Source organism: Pseudomonas koreensis (assembly GCF_024169245.1).
Lineage (GTDB): Bacteria > Pseudomonadota > Gammaproteobacteria > Pseudomonadales > Pseudomonadaceae > Aquipseudomonas > Aquipseudomonas koreensis_F.
Genome location: NZ_JALJWP010000001.1, coordinates 5,945,324 through 5,962,681, shown reverse-complemented (window position 1 = coordinate 5,962,681; position 17,358 = coordinate 5,945,324). Strand labels below are relative to the sequence as shown.

Sequence of the window (17,358 nt, the reverse complement as noted above, 5' to 3'; positions counted from 1 at the left end):
GGGTAGGCACTATCGGGCCAGATATGAAAAATCCCACCGGCATGCGCAACGCACGTCGGTGGGATCGTTTTACGGCAATGCCTTACTTGATGCGCTGACCCGGCTTGGCGCCGCTGTCCGGACTCAGCAGGTAGATCTCTTCACCACCAGGGCCCGCCGCCATCACCATGCCTTCGGAAATACCGAACTTCATTTTCCGTGGCTTGAGGTTGGCGATCATCATGGTTAGGCGACCGTCAAGTTTCGACGGATCCGGGTAAGCGCTCTTGATCCCGGAGAACACATTGCGTTGCTCGTCACCGATGTCGAGGGTCAGGCGCAGCAGCTTGTCGGCGCCTTCCACGTGTTCGGCCTTGACGATCAACGCGACGCGCAGGTCGATGGCGGCAAAAGCATCGAAATCGATTTCCGGCGACAGCGGATCCTTGGCCAGTTCGCCATTGCCCGCAGGCTTGGTTTCGCCGGTATCGGTCTGGCTGGCGGTCAGGTCTTCTTTCGAGGCGTCGGTCATGGCTTGCACTTTTACCGGGTCGATGCGGGTCATCAACGGTTTGAATTCGTTCAGCTGATGGTTGGCCAGCAGCGTGGTGTGATCGTTCCAGGTCAGCGGCGCGACGTTGAGGAACGCCTCGGCATCGGCGGCCAGCAGCGGCAATACCGGCTTGAGGAAGATCACCAGTTGGCGGAAGAGGTTGATGCCGGTGGCGCAGATCGCCTGGACTTCATCCTGCTTGCCTTCCTGCTTGTTCAGCGACCATGGCGCCTTGTCGGCGATCCAGGCGTTGGCGCGGTCTGCCAGGGCCATGGTTTCACGCATGGCGCGGGCGAAGTCGCGGGCTTCATAGGCGTCGGCAATGCTCGGCGCGGCGGCGAGGAAGGCCTCGGTCAGTTCCGGCGCGGCATTGTTGTCGACCAGCAGGCCGCCGTTGCCCTTGTGGATAAACCCGGCGCAACGGCTGGCGATGTTGACCACTTTGCCGACCAGATCGGAGTTGACCTTCTGCACGAAGTCTTCGAGGTTCAGGTCGAGGTCGTCGACGCCACGGCCCAGTTTGGCCGCGTAGTAATAGCGCAGGTATTCCGGTGACAGGTGATCGAGATAAGTGCGGGCCTTGATGAAGGTGCCACGCGACTTCGACATTTTCTGGCCGTTGACGGTCAGGTAGCCGTGCACGTTGATGCCGGTCGGCTTGCGGTAGCCGGCGCCTTCAAGCATGGCTGGCCAGAACAGTGCGTGGAAGTTGACGATGTCCTTGCCGATGAAGTGATACAGCTCGGCAGTCGAGTCCTTGCCCCAGAACGCGTCGAAGTCCAGCTCCGGCGTACGATTGCAGAGGTTCTTGAAGCTGGCCATGTAACCGATCGGCGCATCCAGCCACACGTAGAAATACTTGCCCGGCTCGCCCGGGATTTCGAAGCCGAAGTACGGCGCATCGCGGGAAATGTCCCACTGTTGCAGGCCGGCATCCAGCCATTCGGAAAGCTTGTTGGCCACCGCATCTTGCAGGGTGCCGCTACGGGTCCAGGCCTGGAGCATGTCCTGGAAGTCGGGCAGCTTGAAGAAGAAGTGCTGGGAATCCTTGAGCACCGGGGTGGCGCCGGAGATCGCCGACTTCGGATCCTTCAGGTCGGTCGGTGCGTAGGTCGCGCCGCATTTTTCGCAGTTGTCGCCGTACTGGTCTTCGGTGCCGCATTTCGGGCAGGTGCCCTTGATGAAGCGGTCGGCCAGGAACATTTTCTTTTCCGGGTCGAAATACTGGGTAATCGAACGTTGAGCGATATGCCCGGCGTCACGCAGCTTTAGGTAGATCTGGCTCGACAGCTCACGGTTTTCTTCGGCGTGAGTGGAGTGGAAGTTGTCGAAATCAACCAGGAAGTCGGCAAAGTCGGCGCTGTGTTCAGCCTGCACGTTGGCGATCAGTTGTTCCGGGGTGATGCCTTCCTTTTCCGCGCGCAGCATGATCGCCGAACCGTGGGCGTCGTCGGCGCAGACATAAATGCATTGGTTGCCGCGATGCTTCTGGAAGCGCACCCACATATCGGTCTGGATGTATTCCAGCATGTGGCCAAGGTGGATCGAACCATTGGCGTAGGGCAGGGCGCTGGTGACGAGGATCTTGCGTGGCTCGGACATGGGGCTTCGCTACTTGATGAAACGGAGGTCGGCCACTATAAAGCGCCGGGAAAGATATTTCACCCCTGCAAATGGTTGCCGGGCATGCCGTCCGCAGGACAGAAGGGGTACGATAGCCGCCATCCTTTCCAGTCTTGTTATCGGAGTTGCCCATGAGCGCCGTCACTCGCGCAGCGGTGGAAGCCGTCCTCAGCCAATACACCGACCCTTACCTGAACCAGGACCCGGTCAGCGCCGGTTGCGTGAAAAACATCGAGATCATCGGTGACCGCGTCAATGTGCAGCTGGAAATCGGCTACGCCGCCGGCCTGTTCAAGAGCGGCTGGGCGCAACTGCTGCAACTGGCGATCGAAAACCTCGACGGCGTGGTGATTGCCCGCGTCGAAGTCACCAGTGTGATCGCCGCGCACAAGGCCCAGGCGCAGATTCCGGGGCTGGCCAACGTCAAGAATGTGGTTGCCGTCGCTTCCGGCAAGGGCGGCGTGGGCAAATCCACCACCGCCGCCAACCTTGCGCTGGCGCTGGCCCGTGAAGGCGCCAAAGTCGGCATCCTCGACGCCGATATCTATGGCCCGAGTCAGGGCATCATGTTCGGCATCCCCGAGCGCACCCGCCCGGAAATCAAGGATCAGAAGTGGTTCGTGCCGCTCAAGGCGCACGGTGTGGAAGTAATGTCGATGGCATTCCTGACCGACGACAACACGCCGATGGTCTGGCGCGGGCCGATGGTTTCCGGGGCGCTGCTGCAACTGGTCACGCAGACTGCGTGGGGCGATCTGGATTATCTGGTCATCGACATGCCGCCGGGCACCGGCGACATCCAGCTGACCATGGCGCAGAAAGTCCCGGTGGCGGGCGCGGTGATCGTCACCACGCCGCAGGATCTGGCGCTGCTCGATGCGCGCAAAGGCGTGGAAATGTTCCGCAAGGTCAACATTCCGGTGCTGGGCGTGGTGGAAAACATGGCGGTGCACATCTGCTCGAACTGTGGGCATGCCGAGCATCTGTTCGGTGAAGGTGGCGGTGAGAAACTGGCCACCCAATACGGCGTCGAACTGCTGGCCTCGCTGCCGCTGTCGATGCTGATCCGCGAACAGGCCGATGGCGGCAAGCCAACCGTGATCGCCGAGCCGGACAGCCAGATCGCCATGGTCTATCAGGAACTGGCCCGCCACGTCGGCGCGCGCATTGTGTTGCAGGAAGCGGTTTCGCCGGCGATGCCGAATATCACCATCAGCGACGATTGATCGGCGCCGCCTGCAAAAAGATCGCAGCCTCGCTTTGCTCGTCAGCTCCTACACATGCCGTAGGAGCTGACGAGCGAAGCGAGGCTGCGATCTTTTGATTTTGCTTCAGATGCGCAAGCCGCCATCCATCTCCAGAATCCGCCCGGTGTAATAGTCGTTCTCGAAGATATACGCCGCCGAATGGGCGATCTCCTCCGGCTTGCCCATGCGCTTGAGCGGAATCCCCGACGTCATCTTCTCCAGCGCTTCCGGCTTCATGCCCAGGGTCATCTCGGTTTCGATGAAGCCCGGCGCAATGCCCGCGACGCGAATGCCGTAACGCGCCAGCTCCTTCGCCCAGGTCACGGTCGCCGCTGCGACGCCCGCCTTGGCTGCGGAATAGTTGGTCTGGCCGACGTTGCCCGCGCGGGAGATCGAGGAAATGTTGATAATCGCGCCGCTGTTCTTCAGCTCGACCATCTTCGCCGCGACTTCACGGGTGCAGAGGAATACGCCGGTCAAATTGACGTCGATCACTGCCTGCCACTGGGCCAGACTCATCTTGGTCATTTCGCCATCCTTGACCTTCAGCAGCAGACCATCGCGCAGGATCCCGGCGTTGTTGATCAGGCCGTGGATGGCGCCGAAGTCCTCGGCCACTTGCGCGACCATGTGCTCGACCTGTTCTTCATTGGCAACGTTGCACAGATAGCTGCGCGCTTCGACACCCTTGGCTTTGCAGGCGGCCACGGCGTCGTCGAGTTTTTCCTGATTCAGATCGACCAGGGCCAGTTTCGCGCCCTTGCCGGCGAAATACTCGGCCATGGAACGGCCCAAACCCTGGCAACCGCCGGTGATAATGATTACTTTGTCGTTGAGTTGCATTCGCATGTCCCGCTGGCAGGTCTGAGTTGTTTTTGTTGTCGGCAACGCTCGATCGGCACCGGTCCGGGCCAGGTTGCACAGGAACATTTGCCCGATGCGCGCCGGTTACTTTTCGCTGCGCGCCTGTCCGTTTTCTAGACGGAACCTAATTAAGGAGTCACAAATTGAGCGCTGAAGTGGCGAAGAATGCCCGAGAATTGCTTCTCAAGGAATACCGAGGAGTGCTGTCGACTCACTCCAAATCCATGCCGGGTTTTCCCTTTGGCTCGGTTGTGCCGTATTGCCTGGACGAGCAGGGTCGGCCGCTGATCCTGATCAGCCGCATCGCCCAGCACACCCATAACCTGCAGAAAGATCCGAAGTGCTCGATGCTGGTGGGCGAGCGCGAGGCCGACGATGTGCAGGCGGTCGGGCGTCTGACCTACCTGGCGCAAGCGCAGAAGCTTGAAGACCCTGCCGCCATCGAGGCCGCCGCCGAACGCTATTACCGCTATTTCCCCGACTCGCAGAATTATCACCAGGCTCATGATTTCGATTTCTGGGTGCTCGATCCGGTGCGCCATCGCTACATCGGCGGGTTTGGCGCGATCCACTGGGTCGACCATCTGACCTTGGCCAACCCGTTCGCCGGCAAGGCGGAAATCAGCATGGTCGAGCACATGAACAGCGACCACGCCAAGGCCATCGCCCACTACGTCGAGCTTGCCGGACTGCCGGACAGCGAGCCGGCGCAACTGGCCGGGATCGACAGCGAAGGCATGCACCTGCGCATCGGTCAGGCGCTGTACTGGTTACCCTTCGCGGCGCCATGTAATACGCCGACACAAGTGCGCGAAGCCTTGGTTTCATTGGCTCACGCCGAGGTCTGGGCAAAAAAACCGGATTCTTAAGGTTGAATTCACGCAAGGGCGACGTCATCTAAGGCTTACTGCAAGGCATTTCTTGCGTTGAGGAAACTTTGATGCGCCCTTTTCTGTTGCTCTTTCTGCTGTTTCCAGTGCTGGAGCTGTTCGTATTCGTCAAAGTGGCAGGCTCTATCGGGTTTTTCCCGGCCCTGCTGCTGATCATTCTCGGCTCGATGTTCGGTGTGTTCGTACTGCGCGTCGCCGGTCTGGCCACCGCATTGCGTGCCCGGGAAAGCCTGAACCGCGGCGAATTGCCCGCGCAGACCATGCTCGAAGGTCTGATGCTGGCGCTGGCCGGCGGCCTGCTGATCATCCCCGGCTTCATCAGTGATGTGGTCGGTCTGGTGATGCTGTTGCCGGTCACCCGCCGTCTGCTGGCAAACAAGATGCGTCAGCGCGCCGAAGACCAGGCCATGCGCCAGCGCGCCTTTGCCGACGACCTGCAACCACGGGGCGGCCCGGCACCGCGCGAGCCGCTGGGTCGAGAGCCGAATGTGATCGAAGGCGAGTTCGAACACCGCGACAACAAGTGACATCAGCTTCGACACGGCACCTGCGGGTGCCGTGTTCGTTTATGGCTGTTATTTACCGTGTCTGGATGAAAAATTTTTTCCGCCAGCCCTTGTAATCGGCTTGTACGCCCCTATGTATCGGTCACCGAAAGGTTTCCGGTATTTGAACCGGACAGACTTCCGCGGTTCGCTCGACGAATCGCAACCGGCGCAGGCCGGATTCGTTAAACCCGCCGGGACTACACCGGCCGATGAAAACCACAATTAGGAGAGATCGACAATGAAGCTTCGTCCTCTGCATGACCGCGTCGTTATCCGTCGCAGCGAAGAAGAAAAGAAAACCGCTGGCGGTATCGTCCTGCCAGGTTCGGCTGCTGAAAAAGCCAACCACGGTGTGATTCTCGCTGTAGGCCCGGGCAAAGCTCTGGAAAACGGTGAAGTGCGCGCACTGTCCGTGAAGGAAGGCGACAAGGTTGTGTTCGGTCCTTACTCCGGCAGCAACACTGTGAAAGTCGATGGCGAAGACCTGCTGGTAATGAGCGAGAACGAAATTCTCGCGGTTATCGAAGGCTGATACTCCCGTTCATTTTCCCGTTACTACAAAGTATTTAAGGAATATCGATCATGGCTGCTAAAGAAGTTAAGTTCGGCGATGCCGCCCGCTCCAAGATGCTCAAAGGCGTCAACGTTCTGGCTGACGCGGTAAAAGCGACCCTGGGCCCGAAAGGCCGTAACGTGATTCTCGAGAAGAGCTTCGGCGCTCCGACCATCACCAAGGACGGCGTTTCCGTCGCCAAAGAGATCGAACTCGAAGATCGCTTCGAAAACATGGGCGCGCAGCTGGTCAAAGACGTTGCCTCCCGTGCCAACGATGACGCTGGTGACGGTACTACCACCGCTACCGTTCTGGCTCAGTCGATCGTCAACGAAGGCCTGAAAGCCGTCGCTGCCGGCATGAACCCGATGGATCTGAAACGCGGCATCGACAAGGCGACCATCGCCATCGTCAAAGAGCTCAAAGCCCTGTCCAAGCCATGCGCTGACTTCAAAGCCATCGCTCAGGTCGGCACCATCTCGGCCAACTCCGACAACTCCATCGGCGACATCATTGCCGAAGCCATGGAAAAAGTCGGTAAAGAAGGCGTGATCACCGTTGAAGAAGGCTCGGGCCTGGAAAACGAACTGTCGGTTGTAGAAGGCATGCAGTTCGACCGTGGCTACCTGTCGCCGTACTTCGTCAACAAGCCGGACACCATGGTTGCCGAGCTCGACGGCCCGCTGATCCTGCTGGTCGACAAGAAGATCTCGAACATCCGCGAAATGCTGCCAGTGCTGGAAGCCGTTGCCAAAGCCGGCCGTCCGCTGCTGATCGTGGCCGAAGACGTTGAAGGCGAAGCCCTGGCGACTCTGGTTGTGAACAACATGCGTGGCATCGTCAAAGTCGCTGCTGTCAAGGCACCGGGCTTCGGCGATCGTCGCAAGGCCATGCTGCAGGACATCGCCGTTCTGACCGGCGGTACCGTCATCTCCGAAGAGATCGGTCTGAGCCTGGAAAGCACCACCCTGGAGCACCTGGGTAACGCCAAGCGCGTAACCCTGTCCAAGGAAAACACCATCATCGTTGACGGTGCTGGCGTGCAGGCAGACATCGAAGGCCGTATCGCCCAGATCCGTGCCCAGGTTGCCGAAACTTCCTCGGACTACGACCGTGAAAAACTGCAAGAGCGTCTGGCCAAGCTGTCCGGCGGCGTTGCAGTGATCAAGGTTGGCGCTGGTTCCGAAGTTGAAATGAAAGAGAAGAAAGCCCGCGTTGAAGACGCCCTGCACGCAACCCGCGCAGCCGTTGAAGAAGGCGTGGTACCTGGCGGTGGCGTCGCGCTGATCCGTGCTCTGGAAGCACTGACCGAGCTGACCGGCGACAACGCTGACCAGAACGTCGGTATCGCTGTGCTGCGTCGCGCTGTTGAAGCGCCGCTGCGTCAGATCGCTGCCAACTCCGGTGACGAGCCAAGCGTAGTCGTCAACGAAGTGAAGAACGGCAAAGGTAACTTCGGTTACAACGCTGCTTCCGGCGAATACGGCGACATGATCGAAATGGGTATCCTGGACCCAACCAAGGTAACCCGTTCGGCTCTGCAAGCTGCAGCTTCGATCGGCGGTCTGATCCTGACCACCGAAGCAGCTGTTGCTGACGCACCGAAGAAAGAAGGTGCAGCTGGCGGCGGTATGCCAGACATGGGCGGCATGGGTGGCATGGGCGGCATGATGTAAGCCAGCCCTGGCCCTGTAACGCAAAACCCCGCTGGCGAAAGTCAGCGGGGTTTTTTTTGCCCAAGTTCAGCACCCACCCCGAACCAATGTGGGAGCGAGCTTGCTCGCGAAAGCGTCGGATCAGCCAACATAAATGGTGGATGACATACCGCATTCGCGAGCAAGCTCGCTCCCACAATTGGATCTGTATTTCAGGCGTTGAGTGGTGGGGCCAGGATGCTGGCATCCGCCCTCACCGCCGGGCGATAGAGCACCCAGTAATAGGCACCCAAGCAAATCAGCCAGCAGAAAATCGCCGTCCATACGTTGTGCGAAAAGAAGTGCGCGCCCTGCATCATGCGGCTGATCGAGAACACCGAGCCCAGCGCAAAGGCAAACACAAACGCCTGCCGCGCCAGTCGCGGGCGGCGGTCACGCAGCACGAAGAACAGCGCAAACAAGGTAAACCCGGTCGCCGCATGGCCACCCGGCCAGCAACGCCCCGGCTTGTCGGTGGCGGGGCGATGCTCCATCAGTTTGCTGTAGGTCTCGTGGCCGCCGAATTGCTCCAGACTCCATGGGCACTGCACCGCGGTAACGGCTTTGACCGGGGTGACAAAGGAAGTGGCCAGTCCCAGCGACAGCACCAGACAGCCCAATTCACGCTTGAACGGTTTCAGCCGTTCGATGAAAAACGCGCCGATGAAACCGAGGATGGCAAACACCGAGAAGCCGATCACCATCTGTTTCGCCCGGTCATGCAGGATGTCTTCAAGAAAATAGCTGTGCCGCCCGATGAAATCACCGGCGACCGGGTCGTAGAACATTCGCGCCAGATCCATGTCCAGATCGGTCAGTTCCAGCAACAGCAGAATGATCGCCGCCGCTGCGGGAATGCCCAGACACAGCCACCAGTTCAGTGGCCTCGAAGCGGGAAGGGCAGAGGTCGACACCATGGGCAGGTTCCTTGGTCGATGAAAAGAAAGGGAGAGTGCAATCGCGCGGAGTCTGCGCGCGCTGGCGTCGGCGATTTGTTAACCGAAAGTGAAAAAATCGTCGCAGCGCGCACGGCGCAGATTTATCGAAAAACGCCCCTAGCCCTGAGCCACACTTGGCCGTAAGCTTCGCGGGCCAAGACGGCCGTTACCCCGTTCGGAGGAGATGTCCATGCGAATTCTGCTGGTCGAAGACAACCGTGACATCCTGGCCAATCTGGCCGATTACCTGGGCATGAAAGGCTATACCGTCGATTGCGCCCAGGACGGGCTGTCAGGGCTGCACTTGGCGGCGACCGAGCATTACGACCTGATCGTGCTCGACATCATGCTGCCCGGCATCGACGGCTACACCTTGTGCAAGCGCCTGCGTGAAGATGCCCGGCGCGACACCCCGGTAATCATGCTCACTGCGCGCGATCAACTCGACGACCGGCTGCAGGGCTTCAAATCCGGTGCCGACGATTACCTGATCAAACCCTTCGCCCTGTCCGAACTGGCGGCGCGCGTCGAAGCGGTCATGCGCCGTGCCCAAGGCGGCGGCCGTCGGGCGTTGCAGGTCGGTGATCTGAGCTACGACCTCGACACCCTGGAAGTGACCCGTGAAGGCAAGCTGCTCAAGCTCAACCCGGTCGGCCTCAAGTTGCTCGCGGTGTTGATGCAGAAGAGCCCCCACGTGTTGCGTCGGGAGATTCTCGAAGAAGCGCTCTGGGGCGACGACTGCCCGGACAGCGACAGCCTGCGCAGCCATGTTCACCAGTTGCGCCAGGTGATCGACAAGCCATTCGCCAAGCCACTGCTGCACACGGTGCACGGTGTCGGTTATCGCTTGGCCGAGGGCCGAGATGGAGTTTAAGCAGAGCCTTTCCCAGCGGATCATCATCGCCTTTGCACTGATGAGCGCGCTGGTGGCCGGCGCCTTCGCCATGGGTATTGTCGCGACGGTGCACCTGGTGGAAGAGAAACTGATTTCCGCTGGGCTGGGTGGCGACCTGCAACGTTTGCTACTGATGGACAATGTCTCCGACTGGAGCCATCGCCCGGAGCCGGATCAGCTGTTCTATTTCAGCGGCGGGCCCGGGGATTTCGAACTGCCCAAGGATTTGCGTCACCTCGATGCAGGTTTCCATGAAGTGTTTCGCGAGCAGCTGTCCTATCACGCCATGGTCGAAGTGGTCGATGGCCGGCGCTACGTACTCCTGCAGGATCAAAGCGATTTCGAAGAGCGCGAGCGCGTGCTGTTTGCCGTGGTGCTGGTGGGCTTCGTGCTCAGTCTGGCGCTGGCGGTGTTCCTCGGCTGGGTGCTCGCGCGCAAGGTGATGGCGCCGGTGGTGCGGCTGGCCCGGCAGGTTCGCCATCGCGATCAGTTGCTCGGGCTGGCGCCACCCCTGGCACCGGATTACGCCGCGGATGAAGTCGGTGAACTGGCGGTGGCGTTCGATGCCACGCTGGGCCGTTTGCGTCAGGCGTTGACCCGCGAGCGGTTGTTCACCAGCGACGTCAGCCATGAATTGCGCACGCCGCTGATGGTCCTCGCCAGTTCCTGCGAACTGCTGTTGGAAAACCCCGGCATCGATCAGCGCGGTCGCGCCCAGGTCGAGCGCATCGCTCGCGCCAGCGAGGAGATGCGCGAGCTGGTGCAGACCTTCCTGACGCTGGCGCGCGCGCAGAACGAAGAGGCCGGGGCAGCGCCGCAGCAGAATCTCTCGCAAGTGGCCGAAAGTCTGCTGTGTCTGTGGCGCGAGCCGATCGAGCGCAAGGGGCTGACGCTGATGTTCGAGCCGGGTAACCCACCAGATACCCGATACAACGCAACCTTGCTGAATGCAGTCATGGGCAACCTGTTGCGTAACGCACTGCATTACACCGAAGAGGGCTTTATTCGCCTGACGCTCACCGCCAACGGCTTTATTGTCGAGGATTCGGGCGTGGGCATTCCCGAGGAAAAACGCGAGGCGATGTTCGAGCCTTTCGTGCGCGGCAGCGAGAAGCGCGGTGAAGGCCTCGGCCTTGGCTTGTCGTTGGTGCAGCGCATCTGCGAAAACCAGGGCTGGACGGTCAGCCTGAGCACAATGGACCCCAATGGCTGCCGATTCGAGGTAGATCTTGGCGTGAATGCAGGCAAATAGTGGCTCGAGGCTACTCCCGCCCACCTGTCTAAATCCTGTATAACGTTGTAATACTTTGCAGATTTACCTGACAGAATTTTCACAATTGGATGACCTGACGCTGACACGCCGCTGCTTAAGGTGGCGTCATCAGACCTCAGGAGTCCAGATGATGGCCGACCCGATCAAGCTCGATTTTTCCGAAAAGTACGACGATCAACACGCACAACGCTACCTGCGCAAGCACAAGGAAAGCCTTGGCCGCCGCCTGTCGCACTTACGCGACGAGCAATTGGGTCGCAAGGCGCTGGCGCTGGCGGGGGATCCCGGTCTGGTGCTGGATCTGCCCTGCGGTGCCGGACGCTTCTGGCCAATGCTCGCGGAAAAGCCCAATCGGGTGATCATCGGTGCGGACAATTCCGAGTCGATGATCAAGACCGCGCTGCAAGGGCAGCCAGCCGATGTGGTCAAGCGTGTACAACCGCTGCACACCTCGGCATTCGATATTGCTCTGCCGGATAACGCGGTCGACAGCATCTTCTGCATGCGTCTTCTTCACCACATCGGTGAAGCCGAGCACCGGAAGGTGATCCTGCGCGAATTCGAGCGGGTAACCCGTGACAGTGTGATTGTTTCGTTGTGGGTCGACGGTAACTTCAAGGCCTGGAAGCGCAAGCGCGCCGAGCTGGACCGACCGAATCGTGATTACCAGAATCGGTTTCTGATTCCGGCGGCAACGATCGAGAAAGAATTTGAGCAGGCGGGTTTCCGCATTCAGGAACAACTGGACTTTATACCGCTCTATGCGATGTGGCGGGTTTACGTATTACGCAAGAGGTAGAGGATGGCAGTGCAAGCAGCGGTTGAAGCGGATGTCGCTCCACAGGATCGTTTCGATTATTACTGGGCCCAGCGTGGCGAGTGGGTTGAAGAGCCCAACGTGCGCCGCGGTGGCGAAAGTGGTGTGCAGCGCATAGTCGGCCGTGACGGCCAGTTGCTGTACGCCAAGCGTCAGACCGGGCACATCTATCGCAGCTGGTTGCACCCGTTCGGTCGCCCGACCGTATTGCGTGAACTCGATGCGCTGACCGGCGTGAGCAAACTCGGCGTGCGCGTTCCGCAGATCGTCTTTTGTGGCGCGCAACCGGATCCGCAGCACAAGTGGCGCGCACTGCTTGTCACCAAATCACTCGATGGCTTCCAGGAACTGGAACACTGGCTGGCCGCCGCGGGTGGTCGCGATCAATGTGGCGACGTGGTTTACGAGCGCGTGCTCAAAGACCTGGCCGAGAACCTGGCGCGCATGCACAAAGGCCGCTGGCAGCACAGCTGCATCTACATCAAGCACGTTTTTGTACGGGTCATTGGTGAAGGCGAAGCGGCGCAGGTTGAAGTTGCGCTGATCGATCTGGAGAAATGCCGCCAGCGCCTGACCGCCTATCGCGCCGCGCAGCACGACATGAAGCAGCTGCGGCGCCATTCGTCGTTCCGCGATGCCGACTGGAAAAAACTCGTCTACTTTTATGAGACGGCGTTTGGCAGCGCTATCAAAGGTTTATAGCGATGAAACTCGAAATTGCACGAGGTTTGTTCCTGGTTGGGGCCTTGGCAGTTGCTTCACTGGCGGTGGCTGCCTGGGAGCAGCCGCGCATGCAGGTCATAGGAGCGTCCGGGAACGACGCTCATTGTTCGGTACCACGGGTGGCCAAGGCCTCCGTGGCGACCCAGCCCGATCATGATTTGCTGTTGTTCATGTTCGGACTGTCCCAGGGAATGAGGCCAGCCAGTTGAATCGATTGAAGCCCACATAAAAGGCCTCGCAGTTGCGAGGCTTTTTTTATTGCGCAAATTTCAAGATACATACCATCCCCTGTGGGAGCGAGCTTGCTCGCGAAGGCGTCACATCAGTCAACATCTTCGTTCAATGTGAGGCCGCTTTCGCGAGCAAGCTCGCTCCCACAGGGAAATTGATCGTTCCAACGCGGTCACGGTTTGGGATCCGGTTTCGCGAGGAAGGTGTAGACACACGGCAGCACGAACAGCGTAAACAACGTGCCAATCGACATGCCCGTGGCAATCACCATGCCGATATCAAAGCGGCTGACCGCCCCCGCGCCGGTCGCCAGGATCAACGGCACCATGCCAAATACCATCGCTGCAGTGGTCATCAGCACCGGGCGCAAGCGAATCGCCGCCGCTTCTTCAACAGCTTCACGGGCGGTCAGGCCCTTGTCCTTGCGCAACTGGTTGGCGAACTCGACGATCAGGATGCCGTGCTTGCTGATCAGACCGATCAGCGTCACCAGCCCGACCTGGGTGTAGATGTTCATGCTCGACCAGCCGAGGAACAGCGGAATCAGCGCGCCGCAAATCGATAGCGGCACCGTCACCAGAATCACCAGCGGATCGCGGAAGCTTTCAAACTGCGCCGCCAGCACCAGAAAGATGATCGCCAGCGCCAGCGCGAACGTGACCCACAGCGCACTGCCTTCCTGTACGAACTGCCGCGAGGCGCCGCCGTAGTCGAAGGCAAATCCGGCCGGTGCTTCCTCGCGGGCGATCTGCAGCACCGTGTCGATCGCTTCGCCCATGCTTACCAGCGGGAAACCGGAAATCTTCGCCGCATTGAGCTGCTGGAACTGATTGAGTTGGCGCGGTCGCGCGCGGTCACTGACCTTGATCAAGGTCGACAGCGGCAGCAATTCACCCTGAGTGTTTTTCACGTAGTAATTGTTCAGCCAGTCCGGGTTGTCGCGGTAGGCCCGTTCGACCTGGGCGATGACCTTGTAGCTGCGCCCGTCGATGGTGAAGCGGTTGATCTCCGCCTCGCCAAGCAAGGTCGCCAGCGTGCCGCCCAGATCGAGCATCGATACGCCCATCTGCGCAGCCTTGTCGCGATCGATATCGACCACCACTTCCGGTTTGTCGAACGCCAGATCGAGGTCGACGAAGGCGAACTTGCCCGACTCCATGGCGCGCTTCTCGATCCGCTCGGCGACTTGCAGCAGCAACTCGTAGTCATTCGCCGTGTTGACCACGAATTCGAACGGCAACCCTTCACCGGTGCCAGGCAAGGAGGGCAGATTGAAACCGAAGATCTGCAAGCCCGGAATGCTCTCCAGTTTGCTTTGGACCTCGGGGAGGATGTCCATCTGCGTACGGCTGCGCTCGTTCCACGGTTTGAGCAGGAAACCGCCGATACCGGCCTGCACGCCGTTGTAGCCGTTGATCTGGAACGAAGAGTAGTACTCGGGAAACTCTTTGAAGATGGTGATGAATTGGTCGGTGTAGGTGCTCAGGTAGTCAAGGTTGGTCGGTTGCGGCGCGCTGGCCATCATGAAAATGATGCCCTGGTCCTCGTCCGGCGCCAGTTCCGACTTGCTGAACTTGAGGAACACCGGAATCAGGCACAGCACGATCACCGCAAACACCAGCACCACTGGCCGGGTATTGAGCGTGCCGTGCAGCATGCTTTGATAGCGGCGCTTGAGGCCTTCGAAGACCCGGTCGAGACGATGGGCCAGTCCGCTGGGATTCTCCTCGTGGCGCAGCAGAAACGCGCACATCATCGGCGACAGGGTCAGGGCGACGACGCCGGAAATCACCACCGCACCGGCCAGGGTCAGGGCGAACTCCTTGAACAGCGCGCCGGTCAGCCCGGTGAGAAAACCGATCGGGGCGTACACCGCCGCCAGGGTGATGGTCATCGATACCACCGGCATTGCGATTTCCCGTGCGCCTTCAAGCGCTGCCTCCATCGGCGTTTTGCCTTCCTCGATGTGCCGGTGAATGTTCTCCACCACGACGATCGCATCGTCCACCACCAGACCGATGGCCAGCACCATCGCCAGCAGCGTCAGCAGGTTCATCGAGTAACCCATCATCTGCATGAAGAACATCACGCCGATCATCGACAGTGGAATGGTCACCACCGGGATTACCACCGAGCGTAACGCACCGAGAAACAGGAACACCACGACGATGACGATCAGCACGGCTTCGAACAGGGTTTTGACTACTTCGTCGATGGAAGCCTGGATGAACAGCGTAGCGTCGTAGGCTATTTCGCCTTTCAGATTCGGCGGCAGCTGCGCTTCCAGCTCGGGCATCAGCTTGCGCACTTCCCTGATCACGTCCAGCGGGTTGGCGCCGGGGGTGGCCTTGATGCCGATGTACACCGACGGCGTGCCACCGAACGAGCTGATCGAGTCGTAGTTTTCCGCGCCCATTTCCACCCGCGCGACATCGCGCAGCAGCACGCGGCTGTCGCCATCGACCTTGAGCGGAATCGCCGCGAAGGCTTCGGCGGATTTCAGTTCGGTGTTGGCATTGATGCTGGTGACGGTGTACTCGCCTTTTACCTCACCGGCGGCGGAGAGGAAGTTGTACTGGCGCACTGCCGCGGTGACGTCGGCAGCGCTGAGGCCGAAGCCGGCGAGTTTCACCGGGTCGAGCCACAGGCGCATGGCGAACACTTGGTTGCCGAGGATCTCCGCTTCGGCCATGCCCGGCAGCGTCGCCAGTTTTGGCTGGATGACCCGCGACAGGTAATCGGTGATCTGCGGGTTGCTCAGGTCCTTGCTGAAGAAACTGATGTACATCAGCGCCGAGGCGTCGGCGGATTCCTTGCTCAGCACCGGGTCTTCGGCGTCCTGTGGCAGCTTGTTCTTGACTTCGTTGGCCTTTGCCAGCAGTTCGGTGAACAAGCGGTCGGTGTTGGCACCAATGCGCGCGTAAATCGAAATCACCGAGAAGTTCTGCCGACTGACCGAAGTCATGTAGTCGATGCCCTCGGCGCTGGCCAGGCTCTGTTGCATCGGCTGGGTGATGTAGCCCTGAATGGTCTCGGCGTTGGCTCCGGGATAGGCCGTGGTCACCGTGATCAGGGCGTTTTCCATTTGCGGGTACTGGCGCAGCGGCAGCTTGCTCCAGGCCTGGAAGCCCAGCAGCACAATCAGCAGGCTGACCACGGTGGCGAGCACCGGGCGGCGGATGAACGGATCGGTAAAAGCCATGGGGATTCCTTGATCAGTCGGCGCGAGGCGGACTGTTCTGCTCGCCGAGGGTCTTGTCGTCGCTGATGGCGATGTGGGCACCGTTGTCCAGTTTGATCTGGCCAGCGGTCACCACTTGTTCGCCGCTCTGCACGCCCTTGTTGATCATCACCAGGCCATCGCGGCGCTCACCGGTCTCGACAAAACGTCGTTCGGCGATCAGCAGCGGTTGGCCCTTGTCGTCCTTGGCGACGCTGCCGTCCTCGGCCTTCTTCTGCCCGACCACGTAAACCGAGTTGCCGTACAGGGTGTAGGTGATCGCGCTTTCCGGCACCACGATGTGTCTCTGCGGATCGGGCAGCAGCACTTCAAGGCTGGCGAACATGCCCGGCAACAGCTTGCCGTCGGGGTTGGCGAGGGTGGCGCGGACGAGGATGTTGCGCGTGGTGCTTTCGACGATCGGGTTGATCGCGCTGATCTTTCCGGTGAAGTTCTGCCCGGGATACGCCGCGACGGTGAACTGCACGGGCTGGCCGATGGCGAGTTTCGGCACCGCTTGTTCGGGCACATAGAAGTCGGCGTAGAGGCTGCTCAAGTCTTGCAGCGTGGCGATTTTGGTGCCGCTGGCGAGGTAGTCGCCGACGTCGACCTGGCGGATGCCGATGGTGCCGCTGAACGGCGCGAGGATGCGCTTTTTCGCCAGCGATGCGTTGAGCTGATTGACCGTGGCCTTGTTCTTTTGCAGCACGGCGGAGAGACGGTCGTATTCGCCTTTGGAGATCGCGCGGCTGTCGACCAGTTGCGCGCCACGGCCGAAATCCAGTTGCGCCAGGCCGAGGTCGGCGCGGGCGGTTTCCAGCAGGGCGGTTTCCACGGCGCTGTCGAGTTGCAGCAACGGTTGCCCGGCCTTGACCTTCTGCCCGGATTCGAATTTGAGTTCAGTGACAGTCCCGGCGACTTCCAGGCTCAGGTCAACGCCTTGCAGCGCCTTGAGCGAACCGACAGTGGGCAGACGCATCTGCCACGGCTGTTCGCCGGCAGTGGCCACGGCGACGCTGATGGGTGGTTTCGGTTTGGAAAAGCCCTGGATCATCGTGTAGATCGAAAAGGCCTTGTAACCGCCCAGCACCAGGACGAGCAGCAACACAACACCCAACATGATCAGCATGCGGCGACGCAGCATATGTCCAGTTCCTTGGATTAAATCATGAGACAGGCGGGCACATTACTCCGAGTACAGGGGGGATTCCAACTGCCGACACAGCAAAAGATCGCAGCCTTCGGCAGCTCCTACAGAGGAACGCATTCCAAGGGTAGGAGCTGCCGAAGGCTGCGATCTTTTCAACGGC

At 60.1% G+C, this 17,358-nt stretch carries 15 protein-coding genes; 10 read left to right on the top strand and 5 right to left on the bottom strand.

All coding sequences use genetic code 11. From position 1 onward, the window contains the following. Positions 1-82: 82 nt before the first annotated feature. Positions 83-2,134, bottom strand: a complete 2,052-nt coding sequence (metG, locus tag J2Y90_RS26400) for a methionine--tRNA ligase (RefSeq protein WP_253504978.1) — start codon at positions 2,132-2,134, stop codon at positions 83-85. Positions 2,135-2,286: 152 nt separating this feature from the next. Here metG and apbC point away from each other — a divergent pair, with 152 nt between their 5' ends. Further along, the gene (apbC, locus tag J2Y90_RS26395; protein ID WP_253504976.1) at positions 2,287-3,381 is read left to right on the top strand and encodes an iron-sulfur cluster carrier protein ApbC; all 1,095 of its coding nucleotides are present in this window, start codon (positions 2,287-2,289) and stop codon (positions 3,379-3,381) included. Positions 3,382-3,486: 105 nt separating this feature from the next. Here the strand turns inward: apbC and J2Y90_RS26390 are convergent, their stop codons facing one another. Continuing rightward, positions 3,487-4,245, bottom strand: a complete 759-nt coding sequence (locus J2Y90_RS26390) for an SDR family oxidoreductase (RefSeq protein WP_016773416.1) — start codon at positions 4,243-4,245, stop codon at positions 3,487-3,489. 164 nt (positions 4,246-4,409) lie between these two features. Between J2Y90_RS26390 and J2Y90_RS26385 the strand changes: the two genes are divergently transcribed. The 4 genes from J2Y90_RS26385 to groL all read left to right on the top strand — a co-directional run bounded on the left by J2Y90_RS26385 (position 4,410) and on the right by groL (position 7,933). Beyond that, positions 4,410-5,135 carry a HugZ family protein gene (locus tag J2Y90_RS26385; protein WP_253504974.1) on the top strand — a complete coding sequence of 242 codons (726 nt, stop codon included), beginning with the start codon at positions 4,410-4,412 and terminating at the stop codon, positions 5,133-5,135. A 71-nt stretch (positions 5,136-5,206) separates the two neighbouring features. Continuing rightward, positions 5,207-5,683: an FxsA family protein gene (locus J2Y90_RS26380; RefSeq protein ID WP_016773418.1), complete on the top strand. Its 477-nt coding sequence runs from the start codon at positions 5,207-5,209 to the stop codon at positions 5,681-5,683. A 259-nt stretch (positions 5,684-5,942) separates the two neighbouring features. Further along, positions 5,943-6,236, top strand: a complete 294-nt coding sequence (locus tag J2Y90_RS26375; RefSeq protein ID WP_007916610.1) for a co-chaperone GroES — start codon at positions 5,943-5,945, stop codon at positions 6,234-6,236. Between the two features lie 50 nt (positions 6,237-6,286). Next, on the top strand, positions 6,287-7,933 hold the full coding sequence (gene groL, locus J2Y90_RS26370; protein ID WP_064365078.1) for a chaperonin GroEL: 1,647 nt from the start codon (positions 6,287-6,289) through the stop codon (positions 7,931-7,933). Between the two features lie 191 nt (positions 7,934-8,124). On the opposite strand, the gene J2Y90_RS26365 is transcribed toward groL, so the two are convergent. After that, positions 8,125-8,868 carry a phosphatase PAP2 family protein gene (locus J2Y90_RS26365; protein WP_253504971.1) on the bottom strand — a complete coding sequence of 248 codons (744 nt, stop codon included), beginning with the start codon at positions 8,866-8,868 and terminating at the stop codon, positions 8,125-8,127. Positions 8,869-9,079: 211 nt separating this feature from the next. Here J2Y90_RS26365 and colR point away from each other — a divergent pair, with 211 nt between their 5' ends. The 5 genes from colR (at position 9,080) to J2Y90_RS26340 (ending at position 12,806) form a co-directional block, all read left to right on the top strand. Then, entirely contained in the window at positions 9,080-9,763 is a 684-nt protein-coding gene (colR, locus tag J2Y90_RS26360) for a two-component system response regulator ColR (protein WP_016773421.1), read from the top strand. Next, positions 9,753-11,036, top strand: a complete 1,284-nt coding sequence (locus J2Y90_RS26355; protein WP_253504968.1) for a sensor histidine kinase — start codon at positions 9,753-9,755, stop codon at positions 11,034-11,036. Before colR ends, J2Y90_RS26355 begins: the two co-directional genes overlap by 11 nt. A 151-nt stretch (positions 11,037-11,187) precedes the next feature. Next, a complete protein-coding gene (locus J2Y90_RS26350) occupies positions 11,188-11,856 on the top strand; it encodes a class I SAM-dependent methyltransferase (RefSeq protein ID WP_253504965.1) in 669 nt (222 codons plus the stop codon). Between the two features lie 3 nt (positions 11,857-11,859). Next, positions 11,860-12,576 carry a lipopolysaccharide kinase InaA family protein gene (locus J2Y90_RS26345; protein ID WP_253504962.1) on the top strand — a complete coding sequence of 239 codons (717 nt, stop codon included), beginning with the start codon at positions 11,860-11,862 and terminating at the stop codon, positions 12,574-12,576. 2 nt (positions 12,577-12,578) lie between these two features. Then, positions 12,579-12,806, top strand: a complete 228-nt coding sequence (locus J2Y90_RS26340; protein ID WP_016773424.1) for a hypothetical protein — start codon at positions 12,579-12,581, stop codon at positions 12,804-12,806. A 194-nt stretch (positions 12,807-13,000) separates the two neighbouring features. On the opposite strand, the gene J2Y90_RS26330 is transcribed toward J2Y90_RS26340, so the two are convergent. Continuing rightward, a complete protein-coding gene (locus tag J2Y90_RS26330; protein ID WP_253504960.1) occupies positions 13,001-16,030 on the bottom strand; it encodes a multidrug efflux RND transporter permease subunit in 3,030 nt (1,009 codons plus the stop codon). A 13-nt stretch (positions 16,031-16,043) separates the two neighbouring features. Further along, positions 16,044-17,192 (bottom strand): efflux RND transporter periplasmic adaptor subunit, encoded by a 1,149-nt coding sequence (locus J2Y90_RS26325; RefSeq protein WP_253504957.1) that lies wholly within the window; start codon positions 17,190-17,192, stop codon positions 16,044-16,046. Positions 17,193-17,358: the final 166 nt, after the last annotated feature.

Coding starts and splice junctions, on each gene's coding strand:
- metG (WP_253504978.1), bottom strand. CDS start 2,134: ATGTCCGAGCCACGCAAGATCCTCGTCACCAGCGCCCTGCCCTACGCC.
- apbC (WP_253504976.1), top strand. CDS start 2,287: ATGAGCGCCGTCACTCGCGCAGCGGTGGAAGCCGTCCTCAGCCAATAC.
- J2Y90_RS26390 (WP_016773416.1), bottom strand. CDS start 4,245: ATGCAACTCAACGACAAAGTAATCATTATCACCGGCGGTTGCCAGGGT.
- J2Y90_RS26380 (WP_016773418.1), top strand. CDS start 5,207: ATGCGCCCTTTTCTGTTGCTCTTTCTGCTGTTTCCAGTGCTGGAGCTG.
- J2Y90_RS26375 (WP_007916610.1), top strand. CDS start 5,943: ATGAAGCTTCGTCCTCTGCATGACCGCGTCGTTATCCGTCGCAGCGAA.
- groL (WP_064365078.1), top strand. CDS start 6,287: ATGGCTGCTAAAGAAGTTAAGTTCGGCGATGCCGCCCGCTCCAAGATG.
- J2Y90_RS26365 (WP_253504971.1), bottom strand. CDS start 8,868: ATGGTGTCGACCTCTGCCCTTCCCGCTTCGAGGCCACTGAACTGGTGG.
- colR (WP_016773421.1), top strand. CDS start 9,080: ATGCGAATTCTGCTGGTCGAAGACAACCGTGACATCCTGGCCAATCTG.
- J2Y90_RS26355 (WP_253504968.1), top strand. CDS start 9,753: ATGGAGTTTAAGCAGAGCCTTTCCCAGCGGATCATCATCGCCTTTGCA.
- J2Y90_RS26350 (WP_253504965.1), top strand. CDS start 11,188: ATGGCCGACCCGATCAAGCTCGATTTTTCCGAAAAGTACGACGATCAA.
- J2Y90_RS26345 (WP_253504962.1), top strand. CDS start 11,860: ATGGCAGTGCAAGCAGCGGTTGAAGCGGATGTCGCTCCACAGGATCGT.
- J2Y90_RS26340 (WP_016773424.1), top strand. CDS start 12,579: ATGAAACTCGAAATTGCACGAGGTTTGTTCCTGGTTGGGGCCTTGGCA.
- J2Y90_RS26330 (WP_253504960.1), bottom strand. CDS start 16,030: ATGGCTTTTACCGATCCGTTCATCCGCCGCCCGGTGCTCGCCACCGTG.
- J2Y90_RS26325 (WP_253504957.1), bottom strand. CDS start 17,192: ATGCTGCGTCGCCGCATGCTGATCATGTTGGGTGTTGTGTTGCTGCTC.